Below are 19,302 nucleotides of genomic sequence, written 5' to 3'. Positions count from 1 at the left end.
TAAGGCCGAATAAGGCGGGATGGTTGAGACGGGATTAATGCGTTCCCGATGGTGAGAATACGCGATGTCCTGCACGGCACCGGGGAAGGGCCTCAAACTCATTTACTCACCGCTTGCCACCGGAACTCTCCCGTCGCTTCTATTATTTATAGCGTTGACATTGCGGAGCGATGCGCCTTATTGTCCGCTACCATGAACACACAGCTTATTATCGTAGTAGGAATGCACATGGGCAAGGCGGCGTAGCCGCCGGCGGAAGCAGCTCATGTGCGAAAGACAGGCTCCTTCGGGGGCCTTTTTTATTGGCCGAACGACGACATGACGATAGACAAACGGGGCAGGATAAAGAGATGGACCAGCGAGCGCCGGCGCTTAAATGGCAGGAGACGAGCATGCAGGAGATGACGGGCGCGGAAATGGTGGTACAGGCGCTGCGCGACAACGGCGTCGAGCACGTTTTCGGCTACCCAGGCGGTGCGGTGCTGCCGATCTATGACGAGCTTTTCCAGCAGGATGACATCCAGCACATCCTCGTCCGCCATGAGCAGGGCGCCGGCCACGCCGCGGAAGGTTATGCCCGCTCGACGGGCAAGGTTGGCGTCATGCTGGTCACCTCCGGGCCGGGTGCCACCAACGCTGTTACGGCGCTGCAGGACGCCTTGATGGATTCGATTCCGCTGGTCTGTATTTCGGGCCAGGTGCCGACGGCGCTGATCGGTTCCGATGCGTTTCAGGAGTGCGACACGGTCGGCATTACCAGACCCTGTACCAAACATAACTGGCTGGTGCGCGACATCAGCGAACTGCCCGCCGCCCTGCATCAGGCCTTTCACATTGCCCAGACCGGGCGGCCCGGGCCCGTGGTCGTCGATATCCCCAAGGACGTGCAGTTCGCAAAGGGCTCCTACGTGTCGCCGCAAACGGCACCCCGCACGAGCTATCACCCGCGGGTCGAGGGCGATCAGGAAAAGATCAAACAGGCGATCGAATTGATGTCGACGGCCGAGCGGCCGGTCATCTATAGCGGCGGTGGCGTGGTGAATGCAGGGCCTGAGGCAAGCCATCTTCTGCGCGAATTGGTTGAGCTCACCGGATTCCCCATCACCTCGACACTGATGGGCCTCGGCGCCTATCCGGCCTCGGGTGAAAGCTGGCTCGGCATGCTGGGCATGCACGGCACGTACGAAGCCAATATGGCAATGCACGACTGCGATGTGATGCTGTGCATTGGCGCGCGTTTCGACGACCGCATCACGGGGCGCCTGGACGCCTTCTCACCCAATTCTCGGAAGATTCACATCGACATCGACCCGTCTTCGATCAACAAGAACGTCCATGTCGACATCCCAATAATTGGCGATGCCGGCCGGGTGATGGAGGATCTCGTGCGGCTGTGGCGCGCCGGCGCCAAGACAGAGAAGAAAACGCTCAAGCCCTGGTGGGAACAGATCGAAAAGTGGCGCGGGCGCAACTCGCTGGCCTACAAACCGAACAATAAAGTCATCATGCCGCAATATGCGATCCAGCGGCTCTATGAGTTGACCAAGGAGCGCGACGTCTACATCACCACCGAGGTCGGCCAGCATCAAATGTGGGCGGCACAGCATTTCGGCTTCGAGGCGCCCAACAGGTGGATGACCTCAGGCGGTCTCGGCACGATGGGGTATGGCCTGCCGGCGGCACTGGGCGTGCAGATCGCCCATCCGGACGCGTTGGTGATCGATATCGCAGGCGACGCTTCGGTGCTGATGACCATGCAGGAGATGAGCGCGGCTGTGCAGCACAACGCGCCGATCAAGATCTTCATTCTCAACAACCAGTACATGGGTATGGTCCGCCAGTGGCAGCAGCTTTTGCACGGCAACCGGCTCTCGCATTCTTATACTGAGGCGCTGCCTGATTTCGTCAAGCTCGCCGAGGCCTATGGCGGTCACGGCATTCGCTGCGAAAAACCGGACGAACTGGATGACGCCATCAACGAGATGATCGAGGTCGACAAGCCGGTGATTTTTGATTGCCGCGTGGCCAATCTCGCCAACTGCTTCCCCATGATCCCCTCAGGCAAGGCGCACAATGAAATGCTCCTGCCCGACGAGGCGACGGACGAGGCTGTGGCGAACGCCATCGACTCCAAGGGACGCTCGCTGGTTTAGGTCCACGTATAAGTCGTTTTCTATAAGATAAGATATGTGAGAGTGAGCGCATGAACGCCCAGCTAAAGCCAACCGGCTCAGCCTATTTCATTACCAGTGAGACGGAGAGGAGCGAGACCCGTACGCTCGCCGTCCTGGTCGATAACGAGCCGGGGGTGCTAGCTCGTGTGATCGGTCTGTTCTCGGGCCGCGGCTACAATATCGACAGCCTCACCGTCTCCGAAACCGAGCACGAGCGGCATCTCTCGCGGATCACTATCGTAACGCGCGGTACGCCTCACGTGCTGGAGCAGATCAAGCACCAGCTTGAGCGCATCGTTCCTGTTCATCGCGTCGTGGATCTTACCGTCACTGCCCATGAGCGCGGCCACGACCGCCCGCTCGAGCGGGAACTGGCTCTGGTAAAAGTAAGCGGAAACGGCGACGACCGCGTCGAAGCACTACGCCTGGCCGATGCGTTCCGGGCGCAGGTGATCGATGCGAATACGGAACATTTCATCTTCGAGATTACCGGGCGGATATCCAAAGTGGAGCAGTTCATCGCCATTATGCAGCCGCTCGGCCTGGTCGAGGTCTGCCGGACCGGCGTGGCGGCCGTGAACCGCGGACCGGAGGGGATGTAGGAGCTTGTCCCTCGACGTCTTCCTCGCCCTCCTGGTATTCTTCTTCGTCTCGTCGGTGACACCGGGACCGAACAACTTCATGCTCCTGGCGTCAGGTGTGAATTACGGTTTTATCCGCACGATCCCGCATATGCTTGGAATTGCAGCGGGTTTCGCCTCGCTGCTTCTGGCGGTGGGCTTCGGACTGGGCGCGCTTTTGACAGCCTATCCGCAATTGAACCTGGTGTTGAAGATCGCCGGCGGCGCGTATCTTCTGTATCTGGCGTGGCGCATCGCGATGTCGCGGTCCACCGGCAGCCAGGGTGCCACCGGTGCGGCCCGTCCGATGACGTTCTTTCAGGCGGCAGCCTTTCAGTGGGTCAATCCAAAGGCCTGGGTTATGGCCGTCACAGCCATGGCCATTTACACCAATCCCCAGGCGCCCTTCGTCTCGATCCTGCTCGTGGCGCTGGCCTTCACACTGGTGAACTTTCCCAGCGTGTCGGTCTGGGCTGGCTTCGGCGTCGCCCTGCGGGGGTTTCTAGCCGATCCGGTGCGCCTGAAATGGTTCAACATCGTCATGGGGATCGCGTTGGCAGCAACGCTCTGGCCGATGTTGCGCTAAGGTCTGTTGGCTTTCATGCCTGAACGGGCTGCAAATGGCGCTTCTTCGCTTCGATGCGGAAGTATCCTAATGTCGTCTCGCTCCGGTTTTAAAAAGCCCATTCTCGCCGCGTACAACTCGCACCATTCCCATCCGCCTCGACAAAGATGACACGATCGATTTGCGGTCTGTTCATCGCGGGCAGAATCTGGTTTGTGAGCGCATGGATTTCTCTCCGCAACAGGACGCGGCGCTCAAGGCCGTTGCGCGCTGGCTCCGGGACGGTCAGACACCGCTCTTTCGGCTTTTCGGCTATGCCGGAACGGGCAAGACCACGCTCGCCCGGCACTTTGCCGAACATGTCGACGGAGACGTGCAGTTTGCCGCCTTCACCGGAAAAGCCGCGCAAGTCCTGCGCTCCAAGGGCGCTTCGAACGCCCGCACCATTCACTCGTTGATCTACCGCCCCCGTGGCGAAGAGCAGGTCGAAGACGAGATGACGGGCAGAAAGCTCATCTCGCCCACTTTCTCGCTTAACCGGCAAAGCCCGATCGCAAAGGCGAAACTGGTCATCATCGATGAATGCTCGATGGTGGATGAGGAACTCGGCCGCGATCTCATGTCCTTCGGCACGCCGATCCTGGTGCTGGGAGACCCCGGCCAGTTGCCTCCGGTCTCCGGCGGCGGTTTCTTCACCGAGCATGAGCCGGACTGTCTGCTCACCGAGATTCACCGCCAGGCGCGGGACAATCCCATCATCCGGCTGGCGCTGGATGTGCGCGAGGGCAGGGAGTTCATGCTCGGCGACTATGGCACGGCGCAAGTGGTCTCCAAGAGAGATATCAACCAGGACATCGTACTGGACGCGGATCAGGTGCTCGTCGGAATCAACCGCACGAGGCGGCGCTACAATCAACGCCTGCGTGAGTTGAAGGGATTTGAGACGGTCCTGCCTCAAGCCGGGGACAAGCTTGTCTGCCTGCGCAATGATCCCACCAAGGGCCTGCTGAACGGCTCGCTTTGGAAGGTCATGACCGCGTCGCGAGAGACCACCAAGCCCGGGATCAACCTCCTGGTGTCACCGGAGGAGGACGACACGGACCGGGGCGTGGCCAAGATCAAGCTGCTCAAGGCGGCCTTCGAGGATCCGGAAGCCGATATCGCCTGGCAGACAAAGAAGCGCTTCGACGATTTCGACTTCGGCTACGCGCTGACGGTGCACAAGGCCCAAGGCTCACAGTGGGACAACGTCGTCTTGTTCGATGAGAGCTTCGCTTTCCGCGACACACGTCAGCAATGGCTTTACACGGCGATCACGCGCGCGGCGGAGCGGTTGACGATCGTGAGGTGACGACCGTCCTAAGCGCGAGACTCCGGCTTCGCGCCGATCCATTCCCAGGCGGCTTCGATGTCGTCGTCCTCGAAATGTTTCATCTCGATTGAGAGAAACGGCTTGAAGACGCTGACCATTGGCTGAATCCAGCCAGGACCGCCGACAACGGCATATTTGCGGATGTGCTCGAGCGCGCGCCCCTTTCCGCTCATGGTGTTCTCGCTCCAGACGGCGCTCCAATCGGTGCCTTCGTAATCATGGAAGATGACGATCACATCGATCTGGTCGTGCAATTCGTACGCGCCCTCGAGAAGCCCATAGATGTTCTCGACATCGGCTGCTTCGATTTCACCGGTAATCTCGAAGGCAAACGCGTCCTCCCGGTTGGTATCGATCCGGCGTATGCTGGGTGGCGTCTCGTTGATAAGCATAGCGCTTCACGTTTCTCCGTTCGGACTTGTCCACCAGGACAACACCATCTGGCCCTGTCAGTTCCGCTCAAAGCGAGTATAGGAAGAGCCAACACAAATCCGCCACAGGGGCTCGACCATGCCGGCCAAGCTTTCGGTCAATCTAAATGCCATCGCCATGCTGCGTAACCGGCGCGATTTACCGTGGCCGAGCGTAACCGGGCTGGGCCGCATCGCGCTTGCCGCGGGCGCGCACGGATTGACCGTTCATCCGCGTCCCGACCAACGGCACATCCACTTTGCCGATCTGCCCGCGATCCGGGCCCTCATTGATGATGAGTTCCCCGGCTGTGAATTCAACGTCGAAGGTTATCCTTCTGAATCGTTTTTGAAACTGGTGGAGGATAACGAGCCGGAACAGGTCACTCTGGTGCCCGACGATCCGAGCCAGGCAACTTCCGATCACGGATGGGACTTCAGGCAGCATGCGGATTTTCTCAAACAGTCCGTGGCCCGGCTGAAGCGGCTTGGAGTCCGCGTTTCGCTTTTTTGCGATCCCGGTACCGATGAGCCCCAACTCGCCGTTGCCAAGGAGGTGGGCGCGGACCGGATAGAGCTTTACACCGGCCCCTACGGCGCTTGTCACAACAGTCCAGAAAAAGCGGCCAGCGAATTGGAAAGACTCGGGAAAACCGCAGACATTGCAGTTCCCTTGGGGCTGGAAATCAACGCCGGCCATGACCTGACCGTTGCCAATCTCCCGCCACTCGCCCGCCGCGTACCGACCCTGGCGGAGGTTTCAATCGGCCATGGTCTGACCGCTGACGCGCTGGAATATGGCATGGCGGAAACCGTCAGGCGGTTTCTGAGAGCAGCGGGAAACGAGCTTTCCTGAGCAATGACCGGGTTTATTAAAAGAATCGTTCATCTTGATCGGCCAAACTTCGCTTGTCTTTTCGATGAGGTTTGTGATGGGTGTGCGGCCAAGTAGAGGGATCGGTCCGGCGCTTTGCGCCGCGTTTTTGTTGGTCGCGCTGGCAACGCCGGCTGCCGCCCAACCCGCTGGCGAGACTGAGTGCGATACGGACTTCCTCGAGATCGCGCCCGGAATTTCGGCCTGCGGCTTCTCCTTAAGCCGGACCGGTGCTTTCTCCAAGGATGGTGACGTTCTCGCTGATCCGCTGATCGCAGCGTATGAGGATGACGGGTCAGCACAGAAACCGATTGCAGCAGGTCAGGCTATTTTGTTTCCGCCGTCGCCGTCAGGGCGGTTTCGCATCGTTCAAGCGTGTGATGGAACCGGGGCTAACGCGCTCTGCTGGTCGGTCTTGCTGCTTGACGCGGAAGAGGAAGAGTTTCGCAAGTCCCTCGCTGGCCACTATGGCCCCGAGCGTTGGCAGAGCTGGGGGCCTGAAGGGCGGTTTGTTGCGCTGACCAACAGCGAGGAGGGCGCTCGGTGGCTCTACATGATAGAAGCAGAAAGCGGTGAATCGCACGCTTTTCCGCCGTTCGATCTGCAGGAAAACTGGACAATCGATCTGCAAAGCCTGCGCTGGATCAAGCCAGGAAGTCTCACCGTGAAAGTGAAGACCTGCGAAACCTGCGCTGTGGAAGACAAAATGCTGCAGTTCTGATCCCGCACGCCGGGCGGGCAAGTCTGGCCGTTCTTTACAGGCGGCGTGGCACAATTGCCCGGTACTGCAAGCTGCGATAGATCAGCGAGCGGGCATACCCGTCGCCGGAACAAATCGGCGATGACAGGCGAATTCACGCTGATGAGGAGAGTGTCTCGATGGCAGGAATTGCCGCCCTGGCGGTGGCCTACGTTCTTTCGCAGTTTTACCGCTCTTTTCTCGCCGTCCTCACACCTGCCTTAGTATCGGAGCTGGGCGCGACCAAGGCCGAGCTCTCCATTGCTTCCGGCGCCTGGTTCATCACTTTTGCCGCGATGCAATTTGTCATCGGCGTATCGCTTGACCGATACGGGCCGCGCAGAACGGCGTCCGTCCTCCTTGCGTTCGGCGGCGGTGGTGGTGCCTTGTTGCTCGCATTTGCCATGACGCCCTGGATGGTTGTTCTCGCGATGGCGCTGATCGGCATTGGATGCGCGCCGATTTTAATGGCCTCGGTTTTCATTTTCGCCAAGGCCCATTCGCCGGCCCGCCTGGCGGTCATGACATCGTGGCTGATTGGCGTCGGCGCAATGGGCAACATCATCGCGGCGTCGCCCTTCGCAGCTGCGGCCGAAGCGTTTGGCTGGCGTCAGGTGATCGCTGGCGTTGCGATAGCGACGTTCGCGACTGCGGCCATGCTCTGGGTCATCGTACGCGACCCCGAGCGAGAAGTAACTGAGGGGGCAGGCTTCTTAGGTTATCTGGAACTTTTGAAACTGAAATCCCTGTGGCCGATTATTCCGCTTATCGGACTGAACTACGCCGCCGCGGTCGGCATTCGTGGCCTGTGGGCCGGGCCCTATCTCGCCGAGGTTCATGGCGCCGAGACGCTGCTCATCGGTCAGGTAACACTGTTCATGGCCGTGGCTATGGCCGCCGGATCCTTCATCTATGGACCGCTGGACAACATCTTTGGCACGCGCAAATGGGTTGCCGTAACAGGAAACTCGATCAGCATCGCCGCGCTGACCTGGCTGGCGGTATTTCCGGCTGCTGCCATCAGCAGCGTGACCATGGCCATGGTGCTCATCGGTGTTTGTGGCGGCAGCTATGGTGTGTTGATGGCCCATGGGCGCGCGTTTCTTCCCGCGCATTTAACCGGCCGCGGCATGACGCTGCTTAATTTCTTTTCGATCGGCGGCGCTGGCCTGATGCAGTTCGCCACCGGTGGAGTGGTCACGGCAGCCACCGTTCCAGCCGAACCGACGGCAGCCTACAGTGTTCTGTTCGCCTTTTATGCCGGGACATTGGCGACGACCGTCCTCATCTACCTCCTCTCGCGTGATGTTCGCCCGGAACCAGCTGAGCGCTCCGACGCGCGAGTTGCAGAGCGCTGACGCAGGAAAAATCGACCCTGCTGGGCAGACTTCGCCGAAGCTTTTGCCAGCAGCTTGGCTGCTCGTGCAAAAAGACGCCTTGCCAGTTTCCTTGCCGGTTTCTACTTTTCGCGTTCAAAGCGAGGGTTCATTATGCATCATTCGGTGATCGATACTATCGGCGACACGCCGCTTATCCGTCTCAACCGCGCTTCCGAAGAAACCGGCTGCGAGATCTACGGCAAGGCGGAGTTCATGAATCCTGGCCAGTCCGTGAAGGATCGGGCAGGGCTGTTCATCATTCGTGATGCCGAGAAGCGGAAGCTTTTGGGGCCCGGTGGCATCATTGTCGACGGCACGGCGGGCAACACCGGAATCGGCCTGACACTTGTGGGTAAGGCGCTCGGCTACCGCACGGTGATCGTCATTCCTGAAACACAGAGTCAGGAGAAAAAGGATGCGTTGCGCATCCTTGGCGCCGAACTGCTTGAAGTGCCTGCGGTGCCCTATCGCAATCCAAACAACTACGTGAAGCTTTCGGGCCGCTTGGCGGAGCAGTTGGCACGCAGCGAATCGAATGGTGCCATCTGGGCCAACCAGTTCGACAACACCGCCAATCGCGACGGCCACCGGGAAGTGACGGCCCGCGAGATCTGGGAACAGACCGGGGGAAAGATCGACGGTTTCGTCTCCGCCGTCGGAACGGGCGGCACGCTGGCAGGCGTTGCCGAAGGTCTGCGTGCGCGAAAGGCCGACGTCAAGATCGCATTGGCGGACCCCAAGGGCGCGGCCCTTTTCAGCTACTACACCACCGGCGAGCTGAAGTCCGAGGGCAGTTCGATCACCGAAGGCATAGGGCAGGGGCGCGTGACCGCCAATCTGGAAGGCTTCACGCCCGACCTTTCCTACCAGATCCCGGACGAAGAGGCGCTGCCCATCATTTTCGATCTGGTCCAGGAAGAGGGGCTTTGTCTCGGCGGCTCGACGGGCATCAATATAGCGGGGGCGATTCGGCTGGCGAAAGAGCTGGGCCCCGGCCACACCATCGTGACCGTCCTTTGCGACTACGGTACCCGCTACCAATCCAAGCTCTTTAACCCCGCCTTCCTTCGGGAGAAGGGGTTGCCCGTGCCGGACTGGATGGAACGCAAACCCGATATCGCGGTGCCGTTCGAGGAGGTCGCGGAGGGCTGAGCCGCAGGCGCTCAGCCGCTGTTTCCCGACAGTGTCGGCATATCGTTGCAATCGGTGGCTGGCGCTGAGCCCTCGAGGCGTGAGATGATCCACGCGATGGCTTTATCCGCGCCCTTTTCCACGACGCCCATATGGTCCAGGCCGCTACGCAGATCGAGCCGGACAGGCTGTCCGGCTCCGCAGGCGGCCTGAGCGTATGCCCGCGTCACCCGGGGATTGATCACCTGATCGGCCGTTCCCTGCAGGAGATAAAGCGGCGCGGTCGTGTTCTGCCCTTTCGGTGAGTTGCGCAGGAGCAGCGTTCTCCAGGGTTCTGTTTCGGTAAGGTCCTTCTGGAGAAAGTCCTGATCGATTGCCCGCTCGCGCGTGGCGATCACGAGCCCCTGCACCGTGCCTTCCAGGCACCCCTCCGCGATCCGGTCGATGGCTGAGACCGTCGATGGCGACACCAGTTTGTCAAGCGGGGCGCCGAAAACACGGTGCCAGGACCATAGGGCAAAGGCGGTGAAGACCTTGCCGGCTCTCGTCCCCCAGTCATCGTGTAGAAGCACGGAAAGATCCGTCGCCGGCGCCGCCGCGGCCACACCCGCCAGTTCGAGATCGGCTGCATAGGACGAGGCCATCTGGCCCGTATAGAGCGCGGCATGTCCGCCCTGCGAATGCCCCCACGCGATAAAGCGGGGTGCGGCCCCGGCATCCTCGATCCGTGTAGCGGCGCGAACGGAATCCAGGACGGCGCGGCCTTCGCTCACGCCGATAAGGTAGGGATGCGGGCCTGGCGTGCCGAGGCCGGAATAATCCGTCGCCGCGACAACATAGCCGCGTTCCAGAAACTGCTTCAGGCCCGGGATCTTGTCTTCAAAGCTCTCCGAAAGCGATGGCGCACAGCGGTTCGCGACACCCGTCGTACCATGCGCCCACGCGACCACCGGCCGCTTGCCGCCCTGCGGTTTATCCGCCGGCGCGAAAATGACGCCGGAGACGGCAATCGGTTCTCCCTTCAGCCCGATCGAACGATAAAGTACACGCCATGCACGGGCGCCGTCCGGTGCCTTCGCGTGCTCGTCTATGCGCAGGATCGTTCCCGGCGGGCCTTCCGGTGTGTTCGCATCGACCTGATAGAATGCGCCAGGCTCGGACGGCTCGAACCAGCAACCGCCCGTCAACAACAGTGTCATTCCCAGGCATATCGCGAGCGCGGCTTTGCCGCGTGCTCTCCAGTGCGCCATCCGACCTCCCGACATGAGATCCACTATTAAAGAAAGAATCTTGCTACAACTTATACAGGAATGCAAAGCCGCCCGCTTTCATTGCGGGGCTGACGAAGTTATTAAATGCGAAACTACCATGCCGGAGGAAGAACGTGGAGCAGATGATACGCACCGAGCCGCTCTTTCGTGAGCAGGGCTATTTGAAAACGGTCGAAGCGAGCGTCGTCGGCATTAACGATCGGGGTGGCATTATCCTCGACCGCACGATCTTCTACGCAACGTCGGGCGGCCAGCCGGGTGATACGGGCTATCTCGAGCGTGAGGATGGCTCGCGGATCGCGATCGCGGCGACGGTGACCGGGCGCACGAAGGACGAGATTATCCACGTACCCGACGCCCAGCAGCCGGTGCCTGAAATCGGCGAGAAAGTGACCGCGGCCATTGACTGGGATCGCCGCCATAAGCTGATGCGCATGCACACGGCCTGCCATTTGCTGAGCGCCATCTGCCCGCACCCTATCACCGGCGCCTCGGTGGGCGAGGAGGATTCGCGCATCGACTTCGATCTGGCGGAAACGGACTGGACAAAGGAGATCGCCACCGAGCGCCTCAAGGAGCTGGTCGAAGCCGATCACCCGGTCTTTACCCGTTGGATCAGTGAAGAAGATCTGGCGGAAAATCCGTCGCTGGTGAAATCTAAGAATGTGCGTCCACCGGTAGGTGTCGGGCGGGTCCGCCTTGTTTGCATTGGTGAAGGTTCCTCCGTTGATAGCCAACCCTGCGGGGGAACCCATGTCGCCCGGACCGGTGAAATCGGTGAGGTGCATATCGGCAAGATCGAGAAGAAGGGGCGTGAGAACCGCCGCTTCCGCATTCGCTTCGGTCCGCTGCCGGCGTAACGAGACTGCCGATATGCGGGACTTGTCCCGCCGCCCGCGTTCCTATCTATTGGGTGTCGGATCTCTCTACCGAGAATACTGCCACCGAAACGGGTGCCGTATGAGTGAAAAGCATCCCTTTGTAGTCTCAGCCTACTGGCTGGAAGAAAACCTGGAAATGCCGGGCCTCTCGATCGTCGATGGCTCCTGGTATCTTCCGGTGCAGGAACGAAACGCGCGGGCGGAATATGACGAAGCCCATATTCCCAGCGCCGTGTTCTTCGATCAGGATCGGGTGGTTGATCCCGATTCCGACCTGCCTCACGCGCTGCCCGAACCCCTGACATTCGAGCAATTTGCCAGCTCGATGGGCATTTCCGAGCGGGACACCATCGTCGTCTATGACGGCCCTGGTTTTTTCTCCGCGCCGCGCGTGTGGTGGATGTTCCGTGTCATGGGCGCCGACAAGGTCTTTATTCTCGATGGGGGCTTCGACCGCTGGCGCGCCCAAGAGCGCCCTGTTACGGACGAGCCGACCCGCATAGCGCCGGCCGCGTTCGTGCCGCGCTTCGATGAAAGCCGCGTGGCGTCTCTCGACGAGATGCGTGGCATCGTGGAAGACGGAAAGATGCAGATTGCCGACGCGCGTCCGCCTGGCCGCTTCACCGGCGCAGAGCCGGAGCCGCGCGCCGGGATGCGTTCGGGCCATATGCCGGGCGCGCGCAACGTGCCGGCCACAGCGCTTTCGGAGAATGGCAGCCTTCTGCCGCCCGAACGCTTGCGCAAGACGCTTCAGGAGGCAGGTCTCGACCTGAACAAGCCGGTCGTCACTTCCTGCGGTTCAGGTGTAACGGCCGCCGCCATCACCTTTGCGCTGGAGACGCTAGGACACAAAGAAAACAAGCTTTATGATGGCTCCTGGAGCGAGTGGGGTAGCCGTAACGACACGCCGGTGGTGACGGAGGATGAATGACCACGAACTTCTCCAGTCTTCGACGAGGAAGGACCTTGCAGGCCACGGTCACGCATTTGCAGATGAAAGAACCGCCGGGCACCTATCCGCCGGCGCCAATTGGCCAGCAACTCGCGCTTCTCAAATGCGAATCCATGCCGTTGCACTTCTACCGGTACCTCTATGATCGTGTTGGGCGCGACTGGCATTGGACGGCGGCGCTCTCGCTCTCGGACGCTCAACTGGCGGAACGCCTGGAAAGTGAGCGCACGGATGTTTGCGTGTTGAACTTGGATGGCTGTCCGGCAGGCTTTTTCGAGCTGCGCCTGATGTCGGAGCAAGAATGCCGTCTGGTCCATTTCGGACTGATGAAACATGCGATCGGGCGCGGCCTTGGGCGCTGGTTTCTCGGTACGGCCATACGCACGGCCTGGTCCCACAGGCCGCAACTAATCTCGGTTGAAACGTGCACGCTCGATCACCCGGCAGCTCTGGGGCTGTATCAGAAACTGGGTTTCACGGCCGTTGATCGCCGGGAAGAAACGGTGAAAGAGCTCTCTCCGGAAGAGAAGGCGCAGGTTCTGCTTCGATAACAACATACAAGTGCCCGCGTGAATCGGGTGGCCCCGCAGAAGAGCCCGGCTAATCTCCACGCAGTTTTAGCATGGAGATCACAGATGGGACTCATCCGGTTCATTGCCATGGCCAGCAACGAGGCGCGTGCCTATCAGCGAGGAGAGTCTGATGCTTACGGCATCCCGCCAGAACGTCACGTTTCCGACGGTGGCGGTCTGCCGTGCCGCCATTGCTTGCGATATATACCGCAAGGCAAGGCTTATCTGATACTCGCCTATAGACCATTCCCGCGCCTCCAACCCTATGCTGAGACCGGCCCGATCTTCCTTTGCGCCGACGAATGTCCGCGTGCGGAAGACAGTGACGTGATGCCGGAGATGCTTCGAGCTTCAACGGAATTTCTGATGCGCGGCTATGATCGCGACGACCGCATCATTTACGGAACGGGAGAGATTACGCCGAAACGGCTTGTCTGCACGCAGGCCCATGAATTGTTGCAGAGGCCGGACGTTGCCTATGTGCATCTGCGCTCGGCCAGAAACAATTGCTACCAGTGCCGTATAGAACGCGCACAAAAAACGCCCGCCTGATGGCGGGCGTGGAGTTGGGGAGGAATACCTCAGGCGGCCAGAACCGCTTTCGGTTCAATCATCTCATATCCGAGCGCTTCCGCAACGGCCTTGTTTGTGATCCTGCCCCTATGGACATTGAGCCCGTTGCGCAGGTTCGGGTCGTCCGTCAACGCGTTAAGTCCCTTGTCAGCGAGCTGAAGTCCATAGTGCAACGTAGCGTTGTTGAGCGCATGGGCCGAGGTCACCGGCACGGCGCCCGGCATGTTCGCCACGCAATAATGGACAATGCCGTCGACATCATAGGTCGGGTCAGAGTGGGTGGTGGGGTGGGAGGTCTCGAAACAGCCGCCCTGGTCGATGGCGACGTCCACCAGAACAGCGCCTTTCTTCATGCCCGACAGCATCTCGCGCGTCACCAGCTTTGGCGCTGCCGCTCCCGGGATCAGCACGGCGCCGACCACCATATCAGCTGAGAAGGCTTCTTCCTCCAGCGCCTCCACGGTCGAGTAGCGGGTGTGGACTCGACCATTGAAAATGTCGTCGAGCTGACGCAGCCGCGGAATGGAACGGTCGATGATCGTGACATCCGCGCCGAGTCCGACAGCCATCTTCGCCGCGTTCAGGCCCACGACGCCGCCGCCAATGATCGCAACCTTTCCGGGCAGCACGCCAGGCACGCCCCCCAGCAGCACGCCGCGTCCGCCATTCGCTTTCTGAAGCGCGGTCGCACCGGCCTGAATGGCAAGGCGCCCGGCCACTTCCGACATGGGAGCCAGCAGCGGCAGCCCGCCGCGCTCGTCCGTCACCGTCTCGTAAGCGACCGCGGTAACGCCGCTCTCGACCAGGCCCTTGGTCTGCTCCGGATCGGGAGCCAGGTGAAGATAGGTATAAAGGATCTGATCGTCGCGAAGCTGCACCCACTCCGAGGGCTGAGGCTCCTTCACCTTAACGATCATATCCGACTTGGCGAAAACCTCTTGCGCGGATTTAGCGATTGCGGCACCGGCGGCGCGATAGGCATTATCATCAGCGCTGATACCCGCACCCGCACCGCTTTCAACCAGCACCTCGTGGCCGTGAGCAACGTATTCGCGCACCGCACCCGGCGTGAGGCCGACACGATATTCGTGATTCTTGATCTCCTTCGGGCATCCGATGCGCATTTCCCTGCAGCTCCAAATATGTGAATCTATGCGCAAGAAACCACAAAATGCCCGGAACGTCCTTGCGAATACCTTTGCTGGCAATGACGGGATTCGGTAATAATTGCATAGAAGCCAGGCGCGGAGGGAGGAAATTCGAAAGATGCCGCTAGACAGGATTGATATTGCGCTTCTGGAGACACTCCAGAAGAACGGACGTATCTCCAATGCCGCCCTGGCGGAAAGGGTCGGGCTGTCTCAGTCCGCGTGCTCGCGCCGCCTCGACAACCTGGAGAAAGCCGGTGTCATCACCGGGTACCACGCGCGGCTCTCCAACGAGGCACTGGGCCATCGGATCACGGTTATCGTGCACGTCTCCTTGTCGGGCCAGTTCGAAAAGACCTTGAGCGAATTCGAGGCGGCGATCAAGCGCTGTCCGAACGTGGTCTCCTGCCATTTGATGTCCGGGGATTACGACTACATTCTCAGGGTCGCCGCCCGGGATCTAGAAGACTACGAGCGCATCCACAAGGAATGGCTGACGGGAATGCCGCACGTCATCAAGATCAACTCCTCCTTCGCCCTGCGTGAGGTGGTGGACCGTACCGGAACCGGCATTCAGCCCGATATGGCATAGCCCTCAGCAAGGTTGATCTGTTCATCGCCTTGTCACGGGAATCTGCTGGATGAAATCCTAACGGCGCAAAGTCTCTCGCGTCACTAGAGGAAGAATCGCACTTCCAGAGGAGATCACCTGTGAACGCCCACCAAGCTTTTTCCCGTCGTTCGTTTCTCGCTGGCGCAGGCGCGGCCGGCGCCTTGATCGCGCTGCATCCATTCTCAGTGCGGGCGGCGGCCAATCAGGCCCACCTGCGCATTATGGAAACGACGGACCTGCACGTGCACGTGTTTCCCTACGACTATTACGCCGACAAGCCCAACGATACCATGGGCCTTGCCCGCACGGCGACCATCATGGACCAGATCCGCGCCGAGGCGACGAACGCGATGCTGATCGACAATGGCGATTTCCTGCAGGGCAACCCCATGGGCGACTACATCGCCTATGAGCGCGGCATGAAGGAGGGCGACCTCCATCCGATCATCAAGGCCATGAACACACTGGGCTACGAGTGCTCCACACTCGGCAATCACGAGTTCAACTACGGCCTGGACTTCATGTTCAAGGTCCTCGCCGGAGCCAACTTCCCATTCGTTTGCGCCAACCTGACCAAGGGCAACCTTGCCGCAAACCCGCGCAAAGACGAGCTTTTCATGAAGCCCTACGTCATTCTCGACAAGACGGTGAAGGACGGCGCGGGCGAGGAGCATCCCGTTCGCATCGGCCTGATCGGCTTCGTACCCCCGCAGATTATGACTTGGGACGCCGGCCACCTGACGGGCAAGGCGATGACCCGCGATATCGTGAAGGCCGCGGAGGCCTGGGTGCCGCAGATGAAAGAAGAGGGCGCTGACGTGATCATTGCGCTCTCCCACTCAGGCGTCGGGCCCGCGCGCTACGAGGAAAATCTGGAAAATGCATCGCTGCAGGTCGCCGGCATTGACGGCATTGATGCAATCGTGACCGGCCATAGCCATCTCGACTTTCCGGGTCCGAAATTCGACGGCGTCGCGGGCGTGGACAACGCCGCCGGAACGATCGGCGGCAAGCCGGGCGTCATGGGCGGCTTCTGGGGCTCTCATCTGGGGCTGATCGACCTGATGCTCGAGCGAGACGGCAATGAGTGGCGCGTTGTGGGCTCCACCAGCGAGGCGCGGCCCATCTTCGAGCGGGTCGACGGCCAGGTCGAGCCGTCGGTTGAGAGCAAGACGGAAGTCGAAGAAGCCGTTCAGTCCGATCATGAAGCGACGCTGACCTATGTGCGCACAGCGGTCGGCGAGACCTCGGCTCCATTGCACTCCTACTTTGCCCTTGTCGCGGATGACCCATCCGTTCAGATCGTCGCCAATGCGCAGGTCTGGTACATTGAGGAGATGCTGAAGGAGACGGAATACAAGGATATTCCGGTGCTTTCTGCGGCTGCGCCCTTCAAGGCCGGCGGTCGCGGCGGTCCAGAATACTACACCGATGTGCCGGCGGGCGATATCGCCATCAAACACGTCGCCGACCTCTACCTCTACCCCAACACGGTGCAGGCGGTGCTGATCACGGGCGCGGACGTCAAGGAATGGCTGGAGATGTCGGCGGGCATCTTCAATCAGGTGGAACTGGGCAAGCCGGACCAGCCGCTTATCAATCTGGCCTTTCCCTCATACAATTACGATGTCATCGATGGGGTTACCTATACGATCGATCTCAGCCAGCCACCGCGCTATTCGTCGGAAGGCGAGTTGATCAACCCCGATGCCCACCGCATCAAGGACGTGAGGTTCGACGGTGATCCGATTGATCCGACTCAGAAATTCGTCGTCGCCACCAACAATTACCGCGCCGGCGGTGGCGGGAATTTCCCAGGCATCGGTCCGGACAAGGTCGTCTTTGAAGCGCCGGATACAAACCGCGACGTGATCGTGCGCTATATCGTGGAGCAGGGCACCATCAACCCTTCAGCCGATGCCAACTGGACTTTCGAGCCGCTCGAGGGAACGAGCGTGCTTTTCGAGACGGGGCCGAAGGGCGCGGAGTTCGCCGCCAATGTGAAGGGCGTTTCCATCGAGCCGGCGGGCGATGGCGAAGGCGGCTTTGCGCACTATCGCATCACCCTTTGATATTCAGACGCTGACGCTGCGCCCTTTCGGCGCGGCGTCCTTTCGCTGCGTTGACATTTCGGGCTCACGCGCAAACTTGCCTCGACAGCAAGCAATCGGAGGCGTTCCATGATTCGTCACATCGTTTTTTTCAGTGCCAGGGAGCGCGAGAATGTTTTGCGCATAGCCGATGAGCTTAATGCGCTCGGTCAAATCCCGCATTCCGATTTCTTCGAAGTCGGGCTCAACCGGCGGATCGATCAGCTCTCCGGTGAGGTGGACGTGGTGGTCTATGGCGAATTCCGTGACCAGGCCGCGCTGGATGCCTATAAGGCCCATCCGATCTATGAGGAGACAATCAAGCGGGTTCGCCCGCTCCGGGAATTGCGTGTTGCGGCGGATTTCGATTCGAAGCGGTAAGACAGGACGGTCCGGACCCACGGTTTCGGAGACAGGATAAGCTTCGCCCGGGCTTGTAATCCGGCCCGCGCGCGTTACAGGTGCTGCACTGCGACATAGGGCACGAGACGCTATCGGATAAACGGGGAGAATGCCGTTGAGCGAGCCGGAAACGCGCGTGAGTGAAACCGAGCCGACCGATGCGCCGGAGCACGGCCTCTACGACGAGGGCGGCATTGTGTCCGCGCCCTTTCTCACCCACATAGGCGCGGCGATCGCCGACCGCGATGTGCTCACCCTGAAGGAGGACGTCGGCCGCCTGCACCAGTCGGAGATCGGTGATCTGCTGGAGGCTCTCTCGCCCGAGCAGCGCCGCGCCCTCGTCCAGCTCATGAGCGAGGATTTCGACTTCACGGCGCTCACCGAGGTGGACGAGGCGATCCGCCTCGACATTGCCAGCCACCTGTCCAATGCGCAGATCGCCCACGCGGTCCAGCAGCTCGATTCCGACGACGCCGTCTACATCCTCGAGGATCTCGACCCGGCCGACCAGGACGAGATCCTGGCGCGCCTGCCGTTCACCGAACGCGTGCGCCTGCGCCGCTCGCTCGGCTATCCGGAAGAGACCGCCGGGCGGCGCATGCAGACGGAGTTCGTTGCGGTCCCGCCGTTCTGGACCGTCGGCCAGACCATCGACTACATGCGCGAAGACCAGAATCTGCCGGACAGTTTCTCCCAGATTTTCGTCGTCGACCCGACCTTCCGGCTCGTGGGCGCCGTCGACCTCGATCGTATCCTGCGCACCAAGCGTGCAGTGAAGATCGAGGAGGTGATGCACGAGACGAGCCACGCCATCCCCGCCACGATGGACCAGGAGGAAGCGGCTCAGATCTTTGAGCAATACGACCTGCTTTCGGCCGCCGTCGTGGACGAGAACGACCGGCTCGTCGGCGTGCTGACCATCGACGACGTCGTGGACGTTATCACCCAGGAAGCCGAGGAAGACATTCTGCGCCTGGGCGGTGTCGGTGACGAGGAGCTTTCGGATTCCGTGCTGGCTGCCAGCCGTTCCCGCGTGCCCTGGCTGATGGTCAATCTCGTGACCGCCTTTCTGGCCGCCTCGGTCATCAGCCTGTTCGATGCCACGATTCAGCAGGTGGTGGCGCTGGCCATCCTCATGCCCATCGTCGCCGGCATGGGCGGCAATGCCGGTTCCCAGACCATGACGGTGACCGTGCGCGCGCTCGCCACGCGCGATCTCGATATCTATAATGCCGGCCGCATCATCCGCCGCGAAATGGGTGTCGGCCTGCTCAACGGCGTCATCTTCGCCACGCTGATCGGTCTCGTGGCCGGGATGTGGTTCCAGGAACCCACGATTGGCGGTCTCATCGGCACGGCTATGATCATCAACATGTTCGTCGCCGCGTTGGCCGGCATCATGATCCCGCTCCTGCTCGACCGCGTTGGGGTTGATCCTGCGGTCGCCTCCGCCGTCTTTCTCACCACGGTGACGGATGTCGTCGGCTTCTTCGCTTTCCTGGGATTGGCCACCTGGTGGCTGGGAATCGGGTAGAG

At 60.7% G+C, this 19,302-nt stretch carries 19 protein-coding genes; 16 read left to right on the top strand and 3 right to left on the bottom strand.

Annotated features, from left to right (window positions below):
* Positions 1–350 precede the first annotated feature (350 nt).
* The 4 genes from LY631_RS07400 (at position 351) to LY631_RS07385 (ending at position 4,710) form a co-directional block, all read left to right on the top strand.
* A complete protein-coding gene (locus LY631_RS07400; protein WP_274424560.1) occupies positions 351–2,153 on the top strand; it encodes an acetolactate synthase 3 large subunit in 1,803 nt (600 codons plus the stop codon).
* A gap of 50 nt (positions 2,154–2,203) precedes the next feature.
* The gene (ilvN, locus tag LY631_RS07395) at positions 2,204–2,776 is read left to right on the top strand and encodes an acetolactate synthase small subunit (RefSeq protein ID WP_274424559.1); all 573 of its coding nucleotides are present in this window, start codon (positions 2,204–2,206) and stop codon (positions 2,774–2,776) included.
* A gap of 4 nt (positions 2,777–2,780) precedes the next feature.
* Positions 2,781–3,380, top strand: a complete 600-nt coding sequence (locus LY631_RS07390; protein ID WP_274424558.1) for a LysE family translocator — start codon at positions 2,781–2,783, stop codon at positions 3,378–3,380.
* Between the two features lie 202 nt (positions 3,381–3,582).
* Positions 3,583–4,710 (top strand): ATP-dependent DNA helicase, encoded by a 1,128-nt coding sequence (locus LY631_RS07385; protein WP_274424557.1) that lies wholly within the window; start codon positions 3,583–3,585, stop codon positions 4,708–4,710.
* An 8-nt stretch (positions 4,711–4,718) separates the two neighbouring features.
* Here the strand turns inward: LY631_RS07385 and LY631_RS07380 are convergent, their stop codons facing one another.
* Positions 4,719–5,123, bottom strand: a complete 405-nt coding sequence (locus tag LY631_RS07380; RefSeq protein ID WP_274424556.1) for a SpoIIAA family protein — start codon at positions 5,121–5,123, stop codon at positions 4,719–4,721.
* Between the two features lie 118 nt (positions 5,124–5,241).
* On the opposite strand from LY631_RS07380, the gene LY631_RS07375 reads away from it, so the two are divergent.
* From LY631_RS07375 to LY631_RS07360, 4 genes are all read left to right on the top strand, one after another.
* Complete coding sequence (locus LY631_RS07375) at positions 5,242–5,997, top strand: pyridoxine 5'-phosphate synthase (RefSeq protein WP_274424555.1); 756 nt, start codon at positions 5,242–5,244, stop codon at positions 5,995–5,997.
* A 130-nt stretch (positions 5,998–6,127) separates the two neighbouring features.
* Positions 6,128–6,736 carry a hypothetical protein gene (locus tag LY631_RS07370; protein WP_274424554.1) on the top strand — a complete coding sequence of 203 codons (609 nt, stop codon included), beginning with the start codon at positions 6,128–6,130 and terminating at the stop codon, positions 6,734–6,736.
* Between the two features lie 158 nt (positions 6,737–6,894).
* Entirely contained in the window at positions 6,895–8,112 is a 1,218-nt protein-coding gene (locus LY631_RS07365; RefSeq protein ID WP_274424552.1) for an MFS transporter, read from the top strand.
* A 132-nt stretch (positions 8,113–8,244) separates the two neighbouring features.
* A complete protein-coding gene (locus tag LY631_RS07360; protein WP_274424550.1) occupies positions 8,245–9,285 on the top strand; it encodes a cysteine synthase A in 1,041 nt (346 codons plus the stop codon).
* An 11-nt stretch (positions 9,286–9,296) separates the two neighbouring features.
* Here the strand turns inward: LY631_RS07360 and LY631_RS07355 are convergent, their stop codons facing one another.
* Positions 9,297–10,514, bottom strand: coding sequence for an alpha/beta fold hydrolase (locus tag LY631_RS07355; protein ID WP_274424549.1), 1,218 nt, complete (start codon positions 10,512–10,514; stop codon positions 9,297–9,299).
* Positions 10,515–10,657: 143 nt separating this feature from the next.
* Here LY631_RS07355 and LY631_RS07350 point away from each other — a divergent pair, with 143 nt between their 5' ends.
* The 4 genes from LY631_RS07350 (at position 10,658) to LY631_RS07335 (ending at position 13,492) form a co-directional block, all read left to right on the top strand.
* Entirely contained in the window at positions 10,658–11,395 is a 738-nt protein-coding gene (locus tag LY631_RS07350) for an alanyl-tRNA editing protein (RefSeq protein WP_274425082.1), read from the top strand.
* Between the two features lie 100 nt (positions 11,396–11,495).
* Positions 11,496–12,347: a 3-mercaptopyruvate sulfurtransferase gene (sseA, locus tag LY631_RS07345; RefSeq protein WP_274424548.1), complete on the top strand. Its 852-nt coding sequence runs from the start codon at positions 11,496–11,498 to the stop codon at positions 12,345–12,347.
* Complete coding sequence (locus LY631_RS07340; RefSeq protein WP_274424547.1) at positions 12,344–12,919, top strand: GNAT family N-acetyltransferase; 576 nt, start codon at positions 12,344–12,346, stop codon at positions 12,917–12,919. Before sseA ends, LY631_RS07340 begins: the two co-directional genes overlap by 4 nt.
* Positions 12,920–13,003: 84 nt before the next feature.
* Complete coding sequence (locus tag LY631_RS07335) at positions 13,004–13,492, top strand: DUF1203 domain-containing protein (RefSeq protein WP_274424545.1); 489 nt, start codon at positions 13,004–13,006, stop codon at positions 13,490–13,492.
* Between the two features lie 29 nt (positions 13,493–13,521).
* Here LY631_RS07335 and ald read toward each other — a convergent pair whose 3' ends face one another.
* Entirely contained in the window at positions 13,522–14,637 is a 1,116-nt protein-coding gene (ald, locus tag LY631_RS07330) for an alanine dehydrogenase (protein WP_274424543.1), read from the bottom strand.
* A gap of 142 nt (positions 14,638–14,779) precedes the next feature.
* On the opposite strand from ald, the gene LY631_RS07325 reads away from it, so the two are divergent.
* The 4 genes from LY631_RS07325 to mgtE all read left to right on the top strand — a co-directional run bounded on the left by LY631_RS07325 (position 14,780) and on the right by mgtE (position 19,300).
* Positions 14,780–15,253, top strand: coding sequence for an Lrp/AsnC family transcriptional regulator (locus LY631_RS07325; protein WP_274424542.1), 474 nt, complete (start codon positions 14,780–14,782; stop codon positions 15,251–15,253).
* A 119-nt stretch (positions 15,254–15,372) separates the two neighbouring features.
* Positions 15,373–17,346 carry a bifunctional 2',3'-cyclic-nucleotide 2'-phosphodiesterase/3'-nucleotidase gene (locus LY631_RS07320; protein ID WP_274424541.1) on the top strand — a complete coding sequence of 658 codons (1,974 nt, stop codon included), beginning with the start codon at positions 15,373–15,375 and terminating at the stop codon, positions 17,344–17,346.
* A 108-nt stretch (positions 17,347–17,454) separates the two neighbouring features.
* Positions 17,455–17,745 (top strand): Dabb family protein, encoded by a 291-nt coding sequence (locus LY631_RS07315; protein WP_274424539.1) that lies wholly within the window; start codon positions 17,455–17,457, stop codon positions 17,743–17,745.
* Between the two features lie 136 nt (positions 17,746–17,881).
* Complete coding sequence (gene mgtE, locus LY631_RS07310; protein WP_274424538.1) at positions 17,882–19,300, top strand: magnesium transporter; 1,419 nt, start codon at positions 17,882–17,884, stop codon at positions 19,298–19,300.
* The last annotated feature ends 2 nt before the right edge of the window (positions 19,301–19,302 follow it).

The organism is Chelativorans sp. YIM 93263 (assembly GCF_028767125.1).
Taxonomy (GTDB): domain Bacteria; phylum Pseudomonadota; class Alphaproteobacteria; order Rhizobiales; family Rhizobiaceae; genus Chelativorans.
This window is presented reverse-complemented; position numbering and strand designations above follow the sequence as displayed.

Coding starts and splice junctions, on each gene's coding strand:
- LY631_RS07325 (WP_274424542.1), top strand. CDS start 14,780: ATGCCGCTAGACAGGATTGATATTGCGCTTCTGGAGACACTCCAGAAG.
- LY631_RS07350 (WP_274425082.1), top strand. CDS start 10,658: ATGATACGCACCGAGCCGCTCTTTCGTGAGCAGGGCTATTTGAAAACG.
- LY631_RS07340 (WP_274424547.1), top strand. CDS start 12,344: ATGACCACGAACTTCTCCAGTCTTCGACGAGGAAGGACCTTGCAGGCC.
- LY631_RS07335 (WP_274424545.1), top strand. CDS start 13,004: ATGGGACTCATCCGGTTCATTGCCATGGCCAGCAACGAGGCGCGTGCC.
- ilvN (WP_274424559.1), top strand. CDS start 2,204: ATGAACGCCCAGCTAAAGCCAACCGGCTCAGCCTATTTCATTACCAGT.
- LY631_RS07360 (WP_274424550.1), top strand. CDS start 8,245: ATGCATCATTCGGTGATCGATACTATCGGCGACACGCCGCTTATCCGT.
- LY631_RS07380 (WP_274424556.1), bottom strand. CDS start 5,123: ATGCTTATCAACGAGACGCCACCCAGCATACGCCGGATCGATACCAAC.
- LY631_RS07400 (WP_274424560.1), top strand. CDS start 351: ATGGACCAGCGAGCGCCGGCGCTTAAATGGCAGGAGACGAGCATGCAG.
- LY631_RS07385 (WP_274424557.1), top strand. CDS start 3,583: ATGGATTTCTCTCCGCAACAGGACGCGGCGCTCAAGGCCGTTGCGCGC.
- LY631_RS07315 (WP_274424539.1), top strand. CDS start 17,455: ATGATTCGTCACATCGTTTTTTTCAGTGCCAGGGAGCGCGAGAATGTT.
- sseA (WP_274424548.1), top strand. CDS start 11,496: ATGAGTGAAAAGCATCCCTTTGTAGTCTCAGCCTACTGGCTGGAAGAA.
- LY631_RS07355 (WP_274424549.1), bottom strand. CDS start 10,514: ATGGCGCACTGGAGAGCACGCGGCAAAGCCGCGCTCGCGATATGCCTG.
- LY631_RS07365 (WP_274424552.1), top strand. CDS start 6,895: ATGGCAGGAATTGCCGCCCTGGCGGTGGCCTACGTTCTTTCGCAGTTT.
- LY631_RS07375 (WP_274424555.1), top strand. CDS start 5,242: ATGCCGGCCAAGCTTTCGGTCAATCTAAATGCCATCGCCATGCTGCGT.
- ald (WP_274424543.1), bottom strand. CDS start 14,637: ATGCGCATCGGATGCCCGAAGGAGATCAAGAATCACGAATATCGTGTC.